The organism is Paraburkholderia sp. CHISQ3, from assembly GCF_030464945.1.
In the GTDB taxonomy this organism is placed as follows: domain Bacteria; phylum Pseudomonadota; class Gammaproteobacteria; order Burkholderiales; family Burkholderiaceae; genus Paraburkholderia; species Paraburkholderia megapolitana.
Map to the genome: position 1 here is coordinate 546,522 of NZ_JALPRG010000003.1, position 18,973 is coordinate 565,494.

Annotated in this window: 18 protein-coding genes; 17 read left to right on the forward strand and 1 reads right to left on the reverse strand. The window is 61.5% G+C overall.

The genetic code is table 11. From position 1 onward, the window contains the following. Positions 1-16 precede the first annotated feature (16 nt). From M0D65_RS09425 to M0D65_RS09460, 8 genes are all read left to right on the forward strand, one after another. Positions 17-601, forward strand: coding sequence for a YbjN domain-containing protein (locus M0D65_RS09425; protein ID WP_266252419.1), 585 nt, complete (start codon positions 17-19; stop codon positions 599-601). A 97-nt stretch (positions 602-698) separates the two neighbouring features. Further along, on the forward strand, positions 699-1,577 hold the full coding sequence (locus tag M0D65_RS09430; protein ID WP_266252420.1) for a peptidylprolyl isomerase: 879 nt from the start codon (positions 699-701) through the stop codon (positions 1,575-1,577). A gap of 17 nt (positions 1,578-1,594) precedes the next feature. Then, complete coding sequence (locus tag M0D65_RS09435) at positions 1,595-2,398, forward strand: hypothetical protein (RefSeq protein WP_266252421.1); 804 nt, start codon at positions 1,595-1,597, stop codon at positions 2,396-2,398. A 62-nt stretch (positions 2,399-2,460) separates the two neighbouring features. Beyond that, the gene (locus tag M0D65_RS09440; protein ID WP_266252422.1) at positions 2,461-2,853 is read left to right on the forward strand and encodes a hypothetical protein; all 393 of its coding nucleotides are present in this window, start codon (positions 2,461-2,463) and stop codon (positions 2,851-2,853) included. An 84-nt stretch (positions 2,854-2,937) separates the two neighbouring features. Further along, on the forward strand, positions 2,938-4,365 hold the full coding sequence (locus M0D65_RS09445; protein ID WP_266252423.1) for a Do family serine endopeptidase: 1,428 nt from the start codon (positions 2,938-2,940) through the stop codon (positions 4,363-4,365). An 81-nt stretch (positions 4,366-4,446) separates the two neighbouring features. Continuing rightward, entirely contained in the window at positions 4,447-4,941 is a 495-nt protein-coding gene (locus tag M0D65_RS09450; protein WP_308076648.1) for a YbaB/EbfC family DNA-binding protein, read from the forward strand. 62 nt (positions 4,942-5,003) lie between these two features. Beyond that, positions 5,004-5,330, forward strand: a complete 327-nt coding sequence (locus tag M0D65_RS09455) for a hypothetical protein (RefSeq protein WP_266252424.1) — start codon at positions 5,004-5,006, stop codon at positions 5,328-5,330. A 289-nt stretch (positions 5,331-5,619) separates the two neighbouring features. Beyond that, positions 5,620-6,201, forward strand: a complete 582-nt coding sequence (locus M0D65_RS09460; protein WP_308076649.1) for a hypothetical protein — start codon at positions 5,620-5,622, stop codon at positions 6,199-6,201. A gap of 147 nt (positions 6,202-6,348) precedes the next feature. On the opposite strand, the gene M0D65_RS09465 is transcribed toward M0D65_RS09460, so the two are convergent. Then, on the reverse strand, positions 6,349-7,302 hold the full coding sequence (locus tag M0D65_RS09465; RefSeq protein ID WP_091006550.1) for a LysR substrate-binding domain-containing protein: 954 nt from the start codon (positions 7,300-7,302) through the stop codon (positions 6,349-6,351). 427 nt (positions 7,303-7,729) lie between these two features. Between M0D65_RS09465 and ansP the strand changes: the two genes are divergently transcribed. From ansP to M0D65_RS09510, 9 genes are all read left to right on the forward strand, one after another. Continuing rightward, a complete protein-coding gene (gene ansP, locus M0D65_RS09470; protein ID WP_091006549.1) occupies positions 7,730-9,187 on the forward strand; it encodes an L-asparagine permease in 1,458 nt (485 codons plus the stop codon). Positions 9,188-9,243: 56 nt separating this feature from the next. Beyond that, the gene (locus M0D65_RS09475) at positions 9,244-10,662 is read left to right on the forward strand and encodes a circularly permuted type 2 ATP-grasp protein (protein WP_266252425.1); all 1,419 of its coding nucleotides are present in this window, start codon (positions 9,244-9,246) and stop codon (positions 10,660-10,662) included. A 91-nt stretch (positions 10,663-10,753) separates the two neighbouring features. After that, a complete protein-coding gene (locus tag M0D65_RS09480; protein ID WP_266252426.1) occupies positions 10,754-11,695 on the forward strand; it encodes an alpha-E domain-containing protein in 942 nt (313 codons plus the stop codon). An 8-nt stretch (positions 11,696-11,703) separates the two neighbouring features. After that, on the forward strand, positions 11,704-12,534 hold the full coding sequence (locus tag M0D65_RS09485) for a transglutaminase family protein (RefSeq protein ID WP_266252427.1): 831 nt from the start codon (positions 11,704-11,706) through the stop codon (positions 12,532-12,534). A gap of 146 nt (positions 12,535-12,680) precedes the next feature. Continuing rightward, positions 12,681-12,923 (forward strand): hypothetical protein, encoded by a 243-nt coding sequence (locus M0D65_RS09490; RefSeq protein WP_091006542.1) that lies wholly within the window; start codon positions 12,681-12,683, stop codon positions 12,921-12,923. Positions 12,924-13,588: 665 nt separating this feature from the next. Next, positions 13,589-15,418, forward strand: coding sequence for a peptidase S10 (locus tag M0D65_RS09495; protein ID WP_266252428.1), 1,830 nt, complete (start codon positions 13,589-13,591; stop codon positions 15,416-15,418). Between the two features lie 62 nt (positions 15,419-15,480). Further along, positions 15,481-15,885, forward strand: a complete 405-nt coding sequence (locus M0D65_RS09500; RefSeq protein ID WP_245811293.1) for a 2-oxoglutarate dehydrogenase — start codon at positions 15,481-15,483, stop codon at positions 15,883-15,885. 816 nt (positions 15,886-16,701) lie between these two features. Beyond that, on the forward strand, positions 16,702-18,516 hold the full coding sequence (locus M0D65_RS09505) for a peptidase S10 (RefSeq protein WP_266252429.1): 1,815 nt from the start codon (positions 16,702-16,704) through the stop codon (positions 18,514-18,516). Between the two features lie 45 nt (positions 18,517-18,561). Continuing rightward, the gene (locus M0D65_RS09510; protein WP_266252430.1) at positions 18,562-18,966 is read left to right on the forward strand and encodes a 2-oxoglutarate dehydrogenase; all 405 of its coding nucleotides are present in this window, start codon (positions 18,562-18,564) and stop codon (positions 18,964-18,966) included. The last annotated feature ends 7 nt before the right edge of the window (positions 18,967-18,973 follow it).

Here is an 18,973-nt window from a genome sequence, read left to right on the forward strand (position 1 = left end):
CGAAACGGAGACCATGATGAGCAACGAAGCAATCCATTCCAACGGCATCGAAGCCGGCACGAGCAACGCGGGTCTTGCTGCAGTCGACTCCGTGTTCGACGCGATCAGTGCCGAACAACTCGCGGAAATTTTCAAGGCATCGGGTTATCGCGTCACAGCCGCTGAACAGAATGGCGTAGTGCAATTGATGAGTGCTAGCCAGGGCGTCGGTTTCGTCGTGCGCTTTGGCAATGTGGCAACACCGGGCACGGTTCAGACGGCAGGCGACGCGCCGGTCTACCTGGACTACACGCTCAGTTGCGCGCTGCAGGTGCAGGGCGATCTGCCGGCGGATCTGGTACCGAGCTGGAATCGTACGAAGCGCTTTGCCCGTCTCGCAGCTCACGCGCAGTTCCTCGTGCTCGAGCTGGACGTGGTGGTCGCGGGTGGCGTTGCCACAGCACACCTTCGTTCGATGATCGAGCTGTGGGACCGCTTGCTGCAGGAATTCCTGCTGCATCTACGTAACCGTCCGGCGATGGCAGCTGCCGATGCAGCAGCAGCCGACACCGGCAGTGAAGGTGCATTTCAGGTGCACAACGCGGGAACGACGACGCAATAACGCAGGCTCGCGGGACTGGCTCGCAGGAGCCGATCTGCGTGTGCGGATGAGCGGTGCCTGCGAGTACAGCCTGTGAATGCAAACGATGGGGGCAAGGGTGAAGAAGCTGGCAAGTGTAGTGAGTGGTTTGATGCTGATTCTGCCGGTTGCCGGGCATGCTCAAGGCGATGTGATCGCGAGCACGGCGCAGGCATCGGTTACGCAAACGGACATCGATACGCTGATCAAGTCGTTGAATGCAGACAGTCGCACGCGGCTCGCAGCCGACCCTGCTGCCTTGGACCAGATAGTGCGTTTGACGCTGGCGCAGAAGACAGCGCTTGCCGAAGCGAAGTCAAAAGGTTGGGACAAGCAGCCGCAGGTACAGGCCGCCATCGATCAGGCGCAGCGCGACATCGTCATGCGCAGCTATCTGGGGTCGGTCAGTGCGCCGCCCGCGGGCTATCCGTCGGATGACGAGATTCAGAGCGCATACGACCAGAATCACAACGCGTTCGCGACACCGCGGGCGCTGCGTCTCGCACAGATCTATATCGCCGTGCCTGCCAATGCCGATGCGGCGACGCTCGAAAAAGCCCGCAAGCAGGCCGAAGATCTGGCGAGCCAGGCGCGCAGCGGCGACTTTGCCGCGCTCGCAAAAGCGAATTCTCAGGACCAGGGTAGCGCGGCGAATGGTGGCGATATGGGCTTTGTGCCCGAAACGGTGCTGCTGCCCGCGATTCGCCAGGCCGCGGATGCGCTCAAGCCCGGCCAGATCTCGGCGCCGCTGCGCACGCCGACCGGGTTCCATGTGGTGAAGCTCATCGATACGCGTGCCGCCGGCCTGCGGCCACTCGCAGATGTGAAGGAACAGATTCGCGCGACGCTGCGCGAACAGCGCACGCAGCAAAACGCGCAAGCCTATCTGGCGAAGCTCAGCGCAGCGGCGCCGATCAACGAGGATGCGCTCAAGAAGGCGCTCGCTGCCGCGCAGTAAGCGCAAGGAGAGCGGTTATGGAACACACCGCGCGTGCAGTCAACGGACGACAGGTGGAGCGTCCCGCGGTCGAACCCGTTGTCGTCAAGCCCGAACGCGAACCGATGATCGATGCGCGGCCGTGGCTCGTCGCAGATGGCGTGGCGCGGCCGTCGCTGTCGCGCTGCCCGCTTTGTCTGGGCGAAGTCGTGCCGGTACTCGGGATACCCGAGTTCGTACGTCACAGGAGCGCGCTTCACGATGCGCGCTGTGTGCTGACAACCCGGACGTATCAGCCGGATGAACTGGTCGTCAGAAAGGCCTACGACGTCGCAGTGGGATTCGCGCACCGGATGCGTTTCGTCCGGCGCTGGGAGTTTCACTATGCAGCCGTGCAGCAGCTTTGTCCGTCGTTCACGATGAAGCGCTTTGCAACGGTGCTGGCGTACGCGGATGTGCTGAATCTGTGGTCGTACCCGAACCTGCGCGAAGAAGATCTGGCGAGCGTACTGCTCGTGCTTACGGGGTTCATGCGGTTAGCGGATTCGACGGGTAAGGGCGCGCCCGAGTCGGTCGGCTGGGTGCGGTTCTGGTTCGATGCGAGCGTGCGCGACGTGGGCGATCTGTGGAGCGCGCGCACAAGTGCGCCCGGGCTCTTTCGCATCGAGTACCGGGAGCCGGAGAGCACGCCATTTCCGACGGGCGCGGATGTGCTCGGCGGGATGCGGGTCGATACGCTGCAGATGCCGTGGGCGGAACGCGTGGCTGGGCCAGCGCCTGAATTGCATGCGGCTGACCGGGCGGCGTTTGGACGCTTTGTCGCGCGGTCGCACAGGAATTGAGAGTCGTGGGGTGCTGCGAGCACAGCGACGTTGTGAAGCGATGTTGTGAAGCGAGGGGCGAAATGCTATTCAGGCAGGCCGTAATGTTGGGGCTGGTGAGCGTCATACAGGTGTGCCTGGCGGGCACTTCATATGCGCAAGGCAGCAACGCAACGGCACCCGACATTGCCGCACCGAATGCGTCGTCGGGCACGAAGCCGGTGTGCATCGACGCCGAAGTCGATGGGCAACGGGCGCTGTCGTACGGCTGTCTGAGCGCGCAGCTTGCGCCGAAGGCTGCGCCTGCCGCGACAGGTGTGGCCGCTTCCCAGTCGGCCGCCGAGGCGCTCGCGAACGGCCCGTCGAACCGTGTGGGCACATTCAACCTGTCCGCCGAGCGGAACCGGTTTGGTTCGAACTGGGGCAAATCTGTCACGCCGCAACGGCCGCCGCCGTCGGTTGCTGTGCCGCCTTGACGAGTGGATCGCACGACGACGAGGGAATACGTGGTGGCCAGGATCGAACGGACAGGACAGATGCGAGTGGCACGAACGGCACGAATGGCACGAACCGCACAGGCGAAACTCAAGCGGGCGCTACGAATGATCGCGGCATGCTGTGCGTTGACGTTGACCAATGTCGGCATGCTCGCATCGGCGGCGGCCCAGGATGCAGCTGCTGTGCCGACACAAGCCGCGCCTGCACCGGTCATGCCTAACTTCGCGATGCTCGTCAAACGCTATGGCCCGGCGGTGGTGAACATCAGCGTGACGCGCGAAGTACCGCAGATGGGTATCCAGTTGCCGCCTGGCATCGCGCCGGGCAACCCGCTCGCGCCATTTCTTGCCCGTCGTGTGATCGGCAATCGCGAGGAAGTGAACCTCGGCTCCGGCTTTATCGTGAGCGCGGACGGCGTCATCCTGACGAATCGTCACGTGGTGGGAGACGCCAGCACCGTCGACGTGAAACTGACCGACAAGCGCGAATTCAAGGGCAAGGTGATCGGTAGCGATGCGTTGTCGGACGTTGCGGTGATCCGCATCGATGCGCAGAACCTGCCGGCGGTGGTAGCGGGTAATCCAGCCCGTACCGAAGTGGGCGACTGGGTGATGGCGATCGGCTCGCCGTATGGATTCGCGAACACGGTGACGCAGGGCATCGTCAGCGCGAAAGCGCGATCGTTGCCGGGGGCCGCGTACATCCCGTTCATCCAGACCGATGTGCCGATCAATCCGGGCAATTCGGGCGGTCCGCTCTTCGATCTGAACGGTCGCGTGATCGCCATCAACTCGATGATCTACTCGAAGACCGGGGGCTATCAGGGGCTGGCCTTCGCGATTCCGATCGATGTGGCGCTGGACGTCAAGGATCAACTGCTGCGCACCGGCAAGGTGAGTCGCGGGCAGCTCGGTGTGGCGGTGCAGGAGGTGAGCCAGGCGCTCGCGCGCTCGTTCGGGCTCGCGAAACCGGACGGTGCGTTGATCAGCGCGGTGGCGGCAGGCGGCGCCGGTGCGCAGGCGGGCTTGCAGGCCGGCGACGTGGTGCTGGCGGTCAACGGCAGCGATATCGCCGATTCCGTCGATCTGCTCAGTACGGTGGCGAAGATCAAACCGGGCAGGCAGGCGGACTTGCTGGTGTGGCGCTCGGGGCAGTCGAACCATATCAGGGTGACGGTCGGCGCGCTCGACAGTGCGCCGGACACACCGACAAACGCGCAGACGCCGGCGCGGCTAGGCCTGTCTCTCCGGCCGCTGGCACCTGCGGAACAGCAGAAGCTCGGTGTCGACCACGGTCTGCTGATCGAGCAGGTTAGCGGCCGGGCCGCGAACGTGGGCTTGCGCACAGGCGATGTGGTGCTGTCGGTCAACGAGACGCCGGTGGTGACGATCGAAGGGCTCATCAGTGAGATTAACGATGCGCACGATCAGGTCGCGCTGCTGGTTCAGCGCGGAACAGCACGGCTCTATGTGCCGATCGATCTGGGGTGAGCGGCTGAGTCGTTCGGCGCTCAATAACATCGCGCGATATCGCGTGGCATCGCGTGATATCGCAACAGCAAAGGCAGGCGCATGAACGCAAGAGGGCGAAGTAACCCGAGCAGTCGACGTACCCGGCGTAACCGTGGCAACTGGTTCGGCATGCTGATCGCGCTGCTGACGATGACCGGAAGTATGTCCGCCTCGTCGCAAACGCTGAACGTGCCGCAACCATGGATCGACTATGCGCATCAGGTAGGGCGCCAGTTCCAGGCGTCGCTGGAAACGGATAACGAAGCCGCTGACCAGCTGCATCGGTTTCTCGAAGACAGAGTATTGAACGCGAAAGGCGACACGCCGCCGCCGGCCATCGTGGTCCGCGCGTGGATCGGGGCAGACGGTGCGGTGACGCGGGTCGAGTTCGATACGCTGGGCGACGCGAAAGCAGACGCAACCTTGCGACAGATGCTGACTGCTCACCCGATCGCCGAACCGCCACCCGCCGACATGCGCCAACCGCTACGCGTACGGCTACAAATGACCGCAACCGCCGAGCCAACCTCAGGCGCGGCGGCGACCGCGCCATGAGCGGCAGGTAAGGCATTTTCCAGAACGACGCAGCGAAACTGACCGACAACGGGGGAGTGGCAATGAGACGCGTGATGTGGAAACCGGTGCAATTTGCCGGAGCGTTGGGCGGCATTCTGCTGATCCTGGTGGCGTGTGCCCCTGTTGGCAATAGCGGTCTTCCGACGACGCCGCCACCCCAGCAGGTGAACGTGGGCTGCATGCTCGATACGTCACGAGACGATGAGCCGTGCATCGAGGCGGCGCGGCGTGCTTGCGCCGGCAATGCCCGGCTGCGTACCGTCAACTCCAGAATGGCGATTCCTGTCACCCAGGGCGTCGACCAGCATCCCGCGCCGCTTTACCAGTACTCGGTGACTTACACCTGCGACGCGGCGGCGCCCGGCTGAGGCCCGTCTGACGCCCGTCTGGCAAGGCTCCGCGGGTTTCCGGATCGAGCGTTCAAACGTCCGCCGATCCGCCCCATGACGTGCTCGCCGCAGCCCCGAATTGCCGGCGATACCCGGCCAAGCACATCGGTAGACACCCTGATAACGCCAGGCGCCTGAATCCGGGCTAAAATCCGCTCGGATCGAGCCACCAGCCCACGTACTGCGGTATTGCGCCGGCCTGTGAGGTTCCGTCATTGTTCTTAAACGATATATACTGTTTATATTGTTTATCGATCAGGAGGTAGTGATGAGTGAACCCCGCACCGCTGGTGCTGCAAAAAAAGCTGTTCGTCGACCGGCATCTACCCGGGGGCGCGCGGCAGCGGGCGCCAAACGGGCTACTGCGCAGGCCACCGAAGTCGTGAAGAAGACGCCGCGCGCAGCCACTCCGGCAAAAACGGCCAAGGTTGCGAAAACTGCGAAGGTCGCGAAAACCGCCAAGGTCGTGAAAGCGGTGAAAACCACCAAGCCGGTCGCCAAACCCGTGAAAGCGGTCAAGGAAACCAAGGCCGTGAAAACGACCAAGGCAGTCAAGGTAGCGAAGCCGAAGACCGTTGCGCCGGAAGCAGTGGCACCTGCCAGCGTCGAGGCAAAGACAAAGCGCGTGAAGAAGGAAAAAGTCGTCCGCGACAGCTTCACGATGCCGAAATCCGATTACGAAAAAATCGCCGCACTGAAGCAGAAATGCGTCGAGGAAGGCGTGGCGGTGAAGAAAAGCGAACTGCTGCGAGCCGGTCTTGCGCTGCTCGAATCCGTGCCGACCAAGCGTCTGCTCGAGACGATCGCCGCAGTCGAAACGGTCAAGACGGGACGCCCGTCGAAGTCGTAAGCACGACCGTTATCGCGTGATTGCCGCGCAGGCAATCGACCGTGACGGCACATCGGTGTCGTCACGGTGTCGTCGTTGCACGCCGCTACGTGGCGGCGCTCATCTTCAAACGCGTCGTTAAGCGCATCGTCAATATATCCCCGCCGTTCATCGCTCGACCAGAACCTCGGGGATCGCCTCGACCGCCGGCTCGATCGACTGATTGCTGATATACGCCCACAGTTGCTCGGCCGCAGCGCCACGCTGCTTGACCGGCCGATACAGGCGAATCTCCAGCTCGGTTGCCCATGCGTCCGGCCCGGCATGAACCAGCGTGCCCTCGCTCAACTCCTTCGCAATACAGCTTTCGGGCAGCCAGCCGATCCCATGTCCCGCCACCACCATACCTTTCAACGCCTCCGACATATGCGTTTCGAAGCAGCGATATAGCGCGTACGGTTCGGCGGCATTCATCAGCAGCATCTCGACGACGTTACCGAGAAACGCCCCCGACGAATAAGCCAGCAACGGCAACGGCCGGCCGCTTTTGCCAGGCAGTTCGAACAGCGGCCTGCCATCGCTGCCTGCCGCCGACACCGGCAAGATCCGCTCGACCCCGAGCGTCATAAACGGAAAGTGATTGGGATCGAGCGCGATCGGCAGTTGCGGGTGGTGGTAGCCGATCAGCAGATCGCAATCGCCGGCCACGAGATGCTGCACACCCTCCGGCACATTGACCGCCTGCACGCGCGCCATGATGTTGCCGAACTCGTTGGTCAGGCGTTTCAGCCAGTCGGGAAACAGCGTGAACACCAACGTGTGGGCGACCGCAAAGTGCACCACATGATCGTTTTCGGCGAACTGTTCATAACCGCCGACAAGACTGCGCGCCGCATGCATGCTGCGCAGAATGTCCGCCGCGAGGCTGCGGAACATACGTCCGGCCGGCGTCAACGTGACAGGGTTAACGCTACGGTCGACCAGCTTCGTCCCCATCCATGTTTCGAGCGCCACGATTCGCCTGCTGAAAGCGGACTGGGTCAAATGCCGGCTGCGGGCCGCGCGCGAAAAACTCTTCATCTCCGAGAGGCTGAGAAAGTCTTCCAACCACTTTGCTTCCATATTGCTCACTTGTATTGGATCAATCGACTTCCGGCACGCGCGTCCGGCCAGCGACGCACGATGCCGGCGACACAGCCTGGCAGTCTTGCGCTACGCAATACGAATAATTCGCCCTGTCCGATGCGTTTTTCGCGAAGGGTTAGTCGAAATATGCATGGGCATTGCCTCGATAAATTGGGCTACATACCTTTTGGCTGCATACCCTTGTCATGCGAAGCGGTAGCCCGGCAAGAAGCCTGGCGGTCCATCAACCATCGTCATACACCTCCTATGGTTGATCGCGAGCTTGTCCGTACGCGATTGCGTACGCGTCTTACGGTATCTCCCCTCGGTTTTTGAAGTCAAGCAAAGTCAAGCGCCCCTGTGAAAGGATGGAATCGATATGACTGCCCTCGATACACAAGCCCCCCCGGCGCCCGCCGCCCCGATGGATACGAAAACCTGGCTCGAATCGCATGAGGCCGGTTATCACAAGACGTTGGGTAATCGTCAGGTCCAGATGATCGCCATCGGCGGCGCTATCGGGACCGGGCTCTTTCTCGGCGCCGGCGCGCGTCTACAGGTGGCCGGCCCGTCGCTCGCCATCGTCTATCTCGTGTGCGGCCTGTTCTCGTTCCTGATCCTGCGCGCGCTCGGCGAACTCGTGATGCACCGGCCCAGCAGCGGCAGTTTCGTGTCGTACGCACGCGAATTCCTCGGCGAAAAGGCCTCGTACGTCGCGGGCTGGATGTACTTCCTGAACTGGGCGATGACCGGCATCGTCGACATCACCGCGGTCGCGCTGTACATGCACTACTGGGGTGCGTTCGGCGGGGTGCCGCAATGGGTGTTCGCGTTGATCGCGCTGTGCATCGTCGCGGCGATGAACCTGATCGGCGTGAAATGGTTCGCCGAAATGGAGTTCTGGTTTGCGCTGATCAAGGTCGCGGCGATCTCGCTGTTTCTGGTGATCGGCACAGTCATCCTGGGCACCGGCATCCATGTGGGCGGCAACACGACCGGCGTGCACCTGATCAGCCAGAATGGTGGCCTGTTCCCGCACGGCCTGTTGCCTGCGCTGGTGCTGGTGCAGGGCGTGGTCTTCGCGTTCGCCGGAGTCGAACTGGTCGGCACGGCCGCGGGCGAATGCAAGGACGCGCGCAAGGTGCTGCCGCGGGCGATCAACAGCGTGATATGGCGTATTGCGCTGTTCTATGTGGGAGCGGTGGTACTGCTGGTTTGCCTGCTGCCGTGGAGCGCGTACAAGGCGGGGCAGAGTCCGTTCGTCACGTTCTTCGCTGCGCTTGGCGTGCCGGGCGTGGGTTCGGTGATGAACATCGTGGTGTTGTCGGCGGCGCTGTCGAGCCTGAACTCGGGGCTATATTCGACCGGCCGGGTACTGCGCGCGCTGTCGATGGGCGGTTCCGCGCCGAACTTCCTTTCCCGCATGAGTTCGCAATCGGTGCCGTATGCTGGCATTCTGGTGACCGTGGCGATTTACGTCATCGGCGTCGTGCTGAATTATTTTGTTCCGTCGAGCGTGTTCGAAATCGTGCTTAATATCGCGTCGCTCGGTATTCTGAGCACCTGGGGCTTTATCGTGGTTTGCCAGATGAAGTTCCGTGGCGCGGTGGCGCGCGGTGAAGCCGAACCGGTTAGTTTCAGGATGCCCGGTGCGCCGGTAACATCGTGGTTGACGCTCGCGTTTCTGCTCGGCGTGCTGGTGCTGATGGCTTTCGATTACCCGAACGGCACGTGGACCGTGGCGTCGATTCCGGTGGTCGCGGTGCTGCTGGTGGCCGGCTGGTACGGCGTACGTCGCCGCGCAGGCACGATGCTGAGGCCGACCATCCCGTCGGTGGTGCTGACGCAGAGCGTGCTCGAGGACCCGCCGCCGCATCAGTAACCCCCGTTGAACCTGTGTGCTGTACCCGTTTGCTGTACCCACTACGGAGAACCGAAGTGAAGCCATTCGACGAGATGCTGACGTCCGGCGATGCAGTGCGTGCGCCCTATGAGCTGCTCAAGCAATGGCTCGATACGCAGGACCCGGCGAACCTGGCGCAGAAAGCTACCGACGCCGAAGGCGTGTTCCGCAAGACCGGCATTACGTTCGCGGTGTACGGCGAAGAAGAAGCGGCCGAGCGGCTGATCCCGTTCGACATCATTCCGCGCATCATTTCCGCGCGCGAGTGGGAGCGCCTGTCGCAGGGCATCGAGCAACGCGTGATGGCGCTCAATGCGTTTCTCGACGATATCTATCATCGCCAGGAGATCGTGCGGGCGGGGCGCATTCCGCGCGAGCTGATCACGCAGAACGAAGCGTTTCTGCCCGAGATGATCGGCTTCCGGCCGCCGGGGAATGTCTATACGCACGTCATCGGCGTCGATATCGTGCGCACGGCGGAAAACCAGTTCTATGTGCTCGAAGACAACGCGCGCACGCCGTCCGGCGTGTCCTACATGCTGGAAAACCGCGAAACGATGATGCAGCTGTTTCCGGAGCTGTTTCAGCAGGTCAAGGTGCGGCCAGTCGAGGTTTATCCGCAGTTGCTGCGCGAGTCGCTGGCGGCGGTGTGCCCGCCGGGCGGCAACGCGTCGAATCCGACCATCGCGGTGCTGACGCCGGGCATCCACAATTCCGCGTACTACGAGCATGCGTTTCTGGCCGACCAGATGGGCGTGCATCTGGTCGAGGGCAGTGACTTGCAGGTGGTCGACGGGCGCGTGGCGATGCGTACCACCGAAGGTTTCCGCGCGATCGACGTACTGTATCGCCGGCTCGACGATGCGTACCTCGACCCGATGACTTTCCGCCACGACTCGGTGCTCGGCGTGGCCGGCATCATGGATGTCTACCGCGCGGGCAACATCACGATCGCGAATGCGCCCGGCACCGGCATCGCCGACGACAAGGCGATCTATTCGTACATGCCGGAAATCGTCGAGTTCTACACAGGCCGCCAGTCGATCCTCGAAAACGTGCCGACCTGGCGCTGCTCGGAGCCGGACAGTCTGAAATACGTGCTCGCCCATCTCGACGAACTGGTCGTGAAGGAAGTGCATGGGTCCGGCGGCTACGGCATGCTGGTCGGGCCGGCTGCCTCGAAGCAGGAATGCGAGGACTTTGCACTCAAATTGAAGGCGCGTCCGCACAGCTACATCGCGCAACCCACACTCGCGCTGTCCACCACGCCGATCCTGACTGCGCAAGGTCTCGCACCGCGTCACGTGGATCTGCGGCCGTTCGTGCTGATGTCGGACCGCATTCGCATCACGCCGGGTGGGTTGACGCGGGTGGCATTGAAGGAAGGCTCGCTGGTGGTCAATTCGAGTCAGGGCGGTGGCACGAAGGATACGTGGGTGCTGGCGGCCGACTGAGCCGCACCCAACACCCACGACGAAGATTCGCAAAGACCCGGCCATCTACACGCCGGGACCGTGCAAAACAGCAACGGGAGTTTGACAGAACATGCTTCTTGGTCGCACTGCAAGCGGGCTCTACTGGATGCACCGCTATATCGAACGCGCGGAGAACATCGCACGCGTCGTCGATGCCGGGTTGCGCATGGCACTGACCAGAGCATCCGACGCGCCGGCGACGTGGTTGTCCGTGGTGGTGACGTCCGGCACGGAAGAGGGGTTCCGCAAGAAACACGACGTCTGCACGGCCGACACCGTGTCCGACTATCTGCTGCGCGACCCCGACAATCCGTCGAGCGTGCTGTCGAGCATCGAAGCCGCGCGCTCGAATGCCCGCATGGTGCGCACGGCGCTGACCCGCGAAGCGTGGGAGAGCATCAACGAAGCGTGGATGGTGATCCGCCGCGTGCTGGCGCAGCCGATACGGGCCAGCGAACTGCCGGTCGTGCTGGTTCAGATCAAGCGCGAAGCGGCGCTGATTCGCGGCACCTTTCACGGCACGATGCTGCGCAACGAAATTTTCGATTTCTCGCGCATCGGCACCTTCATCGAACGCGCAGACAACACGGCGCGGATTCTCGACGTCAAGTATCACCTGTTGCTGCCGGCCATTTCCTACGTCGGCACGACGCTCGACAACTACCAGTGGGAGTCGATCCTGCGTTCCGTCGATGCGCATCGCTCCTACCGCTGGGTCTACGACGTGCAGTACAAGCCGGTGAACATCGCGGACTACCTGATCCTCAACGGGCGCATGCCGCGCTCGCTGAACTTCTGCTACGTGAACATCGTCGAGAACCTGGGGTATCTGGCGCGCGACTACGGCGTGACCCATCCGTGTCAGCAGACGGCCAGTACGACGCTGGCGACGCTGCGGGACAACACGGTCAAGCGGATCTTCGCGGGCGGCCTGCACGAGTTTCTGACCGGCTTCATCGCTCAGAACAACCGTCTCGGTTTTGAAATCGCCGAAACCTACAACTTCGATTGAGTCCGGCCATGCGCATCGCCATTCGCCACACTTCGCGTTACGAGTATGACCAGCCGGTGCCGTACGCCTTGCAGCGGCTGCGGCTGCGTCCGCAGACGGGAGCCGGGCAGACGGTCGTCGACTGGCGCGTCACCGTCGACAATATCGAGCCGACGGTGACCTACACCGACGGCCTCGGCAACCGCGTCGATTTCGTGCGGCACAAACGCAATATGAGCGAGATCGTCATCGTTGCCGCGGGCACCGTCATCACCGAAGACCGCGCCGGTGTGCTCGGCATGCTCGACGGGATCGCTCCGCCGTGGATCTTCGAACGCGAGACACCGCTCACCCGCGCCGGCGAATCCATCAAGGCGCTGGCCGAACCTTTACGCTCGGAAACGGCGCAACTGCAGGTTCTGCACGCTCTGATGGGTACCGTTCACGAGCGGATCGCCTACCGGCCAGGCACGACCGAAGTCAAAACCGATGCCGAAACGGCATTGCTGGCCGGACAGGGTGTCTGCCAGGACCATGCGCACGTCTTTATCGCCGTCGCGCGGCAGCTGCGCATGCCTGCTCGCTACGTGTCCGGTTATCTGCTGATGGACGGTGTCGACGAGCAGGCGGCGAGCCATGCGTGGGCGGAGGCTTATATCGACGGGCTCGGCTGGGTCGGCTTCGATGCCGCCAACAACCGCTGTCCCGATGATCACTACGTGCGCATCGCCACGGGCTTCGATTACGGCGATGCGATGCCGGTGTCAGGCATCCGCACGGGGCAGAGTAACGAGGCGCTGACCGTCGAGATCACGGTCCTGCCGGCGCAAGGGCAAAGCCAGAGTCAGAGTCAGGGGTAGTGCGCGGAAGGCGCCCAGGGCGTCTGGCGTGCGGCGGCTTCCGGCATAAACCGGATGCCGCCGCGTTTCAATCATGTGCCTGCCCGGCTACAATTCTCCTCGACAGACGCCCGCCAGTCCCGGCGACCCTCGACAATGGAGATTCCATGCAATTCACCATCGGCCAGTTCGACACGCTTCATGCCAGATACCAATCGTATTTCTGCATGCTGCAACCGGGCCCGAGCCGGACGACGTCGGTGAGCGGTATCGAATGGAAGTGGTCGATTTTTCACGACGTCAACGGCACGCCGGACATGAGAGGTGCGGTCGCACAAGGCCGTGCCGATACCGCCGCGCTCGCACAGGATGCGATTAATGCGTGGCTCAGGGATCATCCGTCGGCATAGGCGCTAACCGGACAGCTTGCTTTATTCGATACGATAATTCGTGTAAATAATTCCGGTTAATGAGTTGAAAATAAAAATTCGGTATTTTATGGATGCTTGAACAGCTTCAATGGCCGGAGTCGTTACTGAAATCCAGATTTGAGTTTTATTGAGAATATCGATTTTTCAAATAAATAATGAAAATGAAAGAAAATTTTCGGTAAGTTGAAAGAATTCTGAGCGCAGCCTGCCTCCTCAAGGGCCATGGCGTTACGTTTCTCAAAACGAAAGATTCTGGAAATTTGTTCACATAAAGCTCACCAATAGCAGGGCAGTTCGATTTTCTTTCGAAAACCAGACACTGCCCAATCTGCATATATTGGTTACTCTTTTAATGCCCGCATATTCCTTGACAAGGTCTTGGGGCACCGCCTATTTTTGCTGTGTCGCCGATTTTCGATGTTGCTACTCCGGAAATCAGGACGTGGCTATAAGCATAATTCCAGCCAGCAGTTAGCAATACTCAGCGCATGTCATAGTCAGTTTTAATTCAGGCTCTTAAAAGAAGTTGAATCCCAACCGTCGTGTGCCCCGAGTGCAGCGCGAGTTGTCGGAGTTCCTGCGCGTCTCGCCGGCGCAAGCGGCCTTTGTGAAGCGGTATTGAAACCCACCCACCAAGGATAGAGATGAAGCCAGACAGGAGCTGTACCGGCAACAGCTACGGCCGCCACGGCCGGTTAGCCGGGCTAGGTGCCCTGACGCTAGGGCTCATGGTTCTCGCAGGATGCGGCGGAGGAGACAGCGGTTCATCCACCAGCGCAGCGAACCTCAAACAGGCTGCCAACGCACAGGCCAGCCCGGCACAGGACGCGAAAAGCGCGGCGGTCAATCAACCGTATGTCGATCCGGTGGCCTATTCGATGAATGCCGGCGACGGGCTCACCGCGTCGCAGGTCAGCGAAAAAGCCGCGATCATGCACTACCAGTGGAAGTCGGGCGGCACCACGGTCAACTACACGACCACCACGGGCCACCTGACCGCGATGGATTCGAAGGGCAATCCCGAAGCATCGATGTCCTATGTCGCGTACACCGCGCCGGGCACGAACGGCGCACCGCGACCCGTTACGTTCGTCTACAACGGCGGCCCGGGTTCGTCGTCGATCTGGTTGCGTCTCGGTTCGTTTGCACCGACGCGTGTCGCGACGCCCGATCCGCTGTTCGGCAACAACTGGCCGAACTACCCGCTCGTCGATAACAAGGAAAGCCTGATCGATACGACGGACCTGGTCTTCATCGACCCACCGGGCACCGGACTCTCCGAAGCGGTCCTGCCGAACACGAACAGCGTGTACTGGGGCAGCGACCCGGACGTCAACATCATGCGCGACTTCATCGAGCGCTATGTGGCCGTCAATAATCGCAGCAAGTCGCCGTTGTATCTGTACGGAGAGTCGTACGGCACGCCGCGTACCGACATGCTGGCGCTCGCACTCGAATCGGCCGGCGTACACCTGACAGGGATCACGTTGCAGTCCGCGATCCTGAATTACTTCGCGGATGCGACGGAGGCCGTGGCGATCACGCAGTCGACGGAAGGCCTGCTGCTCGAGACGGATACCGTGGCGGGCTATCTGCCCGGGTATGCGGAGGTCGCGGCGTACTACAACCAGGCTTCGCCGGCGCCGATCAACCAGGGCTTGTACGCGCTGCAGATGGAGCTGTTCGCTACGCTCGCGTACAACCAGTTCCAGCAGTATTCGCAAGCGTGGGTGCTGAGCCAGCTGGGTATACCGGACGCACTGGGTACACCGGTCTTCCCCAGCAATGCGACGCTTCAGTCGTGGACGTGGCCAACGAGCCTGACGCTGCAGGCGCTGCAAGGCTACTTCAACGCGAATCCGTACTCGGCCAGCCTGCTGCCGGGGACGACAATCGGCCGGTATGACGGACGCGTGTCGTTGCCGAATTCGGATCCGCGGCTGCAGAGCGACGGCGATCCGTCGGACATCCTGATCTCGCAGCCATTCACGAACGCACTCGCGACGCAGTTGCCGGACTATCTCGGCTACACCGCGCCGAATGCGACCTACGTGCCGTTGAACGACAACATCATCGGGGTGTGGGACTTCACCCACGATGGTCAGCCGATGCCCGATACGATCCCCGATCTGCTCGGTGCGCTGCAGCTCAATCCGCGGCTCGCGGTGTTCTCGGAAAACGGCTACCACGATCTGGCGACGCCGTTCTTCAGCACCGAGAAGCAACTGGCGCGACTCCAGACCGTACCGGGCCTGAATCCGAAGATACAGGTCGGCTTCTTCCAGGGCGGACACATGATCTATCTGGATGACGTGGCTCGTCCGCAGATGAAGAGCGATCTCAAGACGTTCTACGCGAACCGGCGGATTCCGACTGCGCTGACGTTGCGCGAACTGCCGCCACCGTGGCAGGACGAGAACGCCGCGAGCGTGCCGACCGGTAGCATTCCGACCACCACGGCGGCAGCGCCCTGATCGATGACGGGATACTCCTTCTTACAGGGAACTCTCTGTTCACCTATTCAATGCGAGTGATCATGTCTCTAACCAATCTATTGCGGCGTATTTCCCCGTTGATCGTACTCGGCGCGGCGATGAGCAGCGCCCATGCACTGCCGCCTCAAGCGGTGGCGCCTGTGACGCTGCCGCATGGCAGTCGAGGTGTCGACGGTCCGTTCTTTCCGCAGAATCGTGTGGCGGCGGTGTTGCCGTCCACTGGTACGACGCTGCAGCAGCAGGCGCAGCAGCGCGTCGAAGCTCGGCTCGGCGCTAACACCGTGCTCAGCAACGGCGCATCGGTGACGAAGGCGCAGGCGCAAAGCAGCGGTCTGGGTTACGTCTCCAAACACTTCGATGAAATCGACAGTGCCCATACCGGGCGCGTGTCGATGAGCGATGTGCGGACGTATATCCAGAAGCAACAACAGCTACAGCAGCAGTAAGGGCCTCGGGCCCATTTATGGGCAGGCCATCGAACGAAACCGGGGTGTCCGCGTGGCACTCCGGTTTTGTTGAGGGTTGTAAAAATGACAGCGGTTTGATTTTCTGCGGACTCGCTCGTTTTAATGCTGTGTTCTGCAGTTCAATCTGAATGTATCCCGGCGGGTTTCTCGGTTTCAGTGCAGGTTGGTGCATTTATTGTGTGTCGGTGACATTATTCAGTCCAACAGGAAAGATAACTCGCGCTACCTTATATATTACGTAGTCGAGAGGATGCGCATTCTCATGGAGCCTTATTAGCTAATCCGATTAACGGGAAAATAACAGAGCCAAGTCGAAACTTTCAGAAAGCCAACATTAGTGCCGTATCAAACCACGCCAGCGCTAAGGATGAGGGTTTTCACTCCTCCGACAGGGAAATTTTGGTGAGTTTTTTTATGCTAGCTTCGCGATACGTCTGAGCAACAGGATTTTTTTCAAAGTTCATGAGGCACCCGGCACTGCCTTGGTGATTATTTTTTTACGTCCTCATAATCCTTGACAGAGCCTCTGCGGACCACTTATTTTTGCGATGCCGCCGATATGTTCATATCGGCTAAATGGAAATGAAGGCAGCGGAGTGCGCACCACTTTAGCTGTCCGGTTGCATTGTTAAATACGTAGAAGAAATATCTTTAAATCTGGATCTGCAAAAGAAATTTAATCCCGACCGCTGCAGGCCCGCGAGTGTCGCGCGGGTTACCCGCGCCCCGATGCATCACGCCCCGGCTGCGGCGGCCTTTGTGAAACGGTAGCGAAACCCACCACCAAGGATTGAGATGAAACCAGACAGAAGCTGTACTGGCAGCGAGCCTCGCCAGCAGGGCCGGTTCGCCGCACTAGGTGCGATTGCGATCGGCGTCATGGTCCTCGCGGGATGCGGCGGAAGCGATGGCGGTTCGTCATCGAGCGGCGCGGCGAGCCTGAAGCAGACTGCCAACGCGCAGGCCAGCCCGCCGACGGGCAACCAGCCTTACGTCGACCCGGTCGCCTATTCGATGAACGCCGGCGACGGTCTCGCTGCATCGCAGGTGGCCGAAAAAGCGGCCGTGATGAACTACACGTGGACCTCCGGCAGCACCACGGTCAACTACACGACGACCACGGGCCATCTGACCGCGGCGGATTCGAAGGGCAACCCCGAAGCGTCGATGTCGTACGTCGCGTACACCGCGCCGAGCTCGAACGGCGCACCGCGACCCGTTACGTTCATCTACAACGGCGGCCCGGGTTCGTCGTCGATCTGGTTGCGTCTCGGTTCGTTTGCGCCGACGCGTGTCGCGACGCCCGACCCGCTGTTCGGCAACAACTGGCCGAACTACCCGATCGTCAACAACACCGAAAGCCTGATCGACACGACCGACCTGGTCTTCATCGACCCACCGGGAACAGGCCTCTCCGAAGCCGTGCTGCCGAACACGAACCAGACGTTCTGGGGTTCCGATCCGGACGTCAACGTGATCCGCGACTTCATCGAGCGCTATATCGCGGTCAACAGTCGCAGCAAGTCGCCGCTGTATCTGTACGGGGAATCGTACGGCACGCCGCGTACCGATATGCTGGCGCTCGCGCTCGAATCGGCTGGCGTGCATCTGACGGGGATCACGTTGCAGTCCGCGATCCTGAATTATTTCGCGGATGCGACAGAGGCCGTGGCGATCACGAATTCGCAGGCGGGTCTGCAACTCGCGACCGATACCGTGGAAGGTTACCTGCCCGGTTTCGCGGAGGTGGCGGCGTACTACAACCTGGTATCGCCAGCACCGGCCAGTCAGGCCGCTCTGGCGGCGCAGGTCGAGCAGTTCGGTACGGGACAGTACAACCACTTCGGGCAGTACGCGGCGACGTGGGCATTGAGCCAGGACGGCGCTCCTGGGTTCTTTGGTACGCCGGTGTACCCGGCAGCCCGAACGCTGCAGTCGTGGGTCATTCCGTCGAGCCTGACGCTGCAGGCGCTGCAAGGCTTCTTCAACTCGAGTCCGCTCGAAACCGCCCTGATCCCGGGTACGACGATCGGTGGGTATGACGGACGCGTGTCGTTGCCGAACTCGGACCCGCGGCTGCAGAGCGACGGCGACCCGTCGGACATCCTGCTCACGCAGCCGTTCGTCAACGCACTCGCGACGCAGTTGCCGAACTACCTCGGCTACACGGCACCGAACTCGGCGTACGTGCCGCTGAACGACAACATCATCAATGTGTGGGATTTCTCGCACGATGGTCAGCCGATGCCGGACACGATCCCCGATCTGCTGGGCGCACTGCAGCTGAACCCGCGGCTCGAGGTGTTTTCGGAAAACGGTTACCACGACCTGGTGACGCCGTTCTTCAATACCGAGAAGCAACTGGCGCGGCTCCAGACAGTGGTCGGTCTCAATCCGAACCTGCAGGTCAGCTTCTTCCAGGGTGGCCACATGATTTATCTGGACGACGTGGCGCGCCCGCAGATGAAAGCGGATCTCGCGCTCTTCTATGGCGCGAGAGCGATCCCCGGTGCACTGACGCTGACGACACTGCCGCTGGCATGGCGTGACGAGGCTGCGCCCGGAACGCCGACCGGCAGCACGGCGACCGCCACGGCAACGGCCCCCTGAGCGATGGACGGGAACGCTCTGTTCACCTATTCAATGCGAGTGATCATGTCTCCAATCAAATTGATGCGACGTATTTCCCCGTTGATCGTACTCGGCGCCGCGATGAGCAGCGCCCATGCTCTGCCGCCCCAAGCGGTGGCGCCTGTGACGCTGCCGCATGGCAGCCGGGGTGTCGACGGTCCGTTCTTTCCGCAGAACCGTGTGGCGGCGGTGTTGCCGTCCACCGGTACGACGTTGCAGCAGCAGGCGCAGCAGCGCGTCGAAGCTCGGCTCGGCGCTAACACCGTGCTCAGCAACGGCGCCTCGGTGACGAAGGCGCAGGCGCAAAGCAGCGGTCTGGGTTACGTCTCCAAACACTTCGATGAAATCGACAGTGCCCATACCGGGCGCGTGTCGATGAGCGATGTGCGGACGTATATCCAGAAGCAACAGCAGTTGCAGCAACAATAGCGGACAG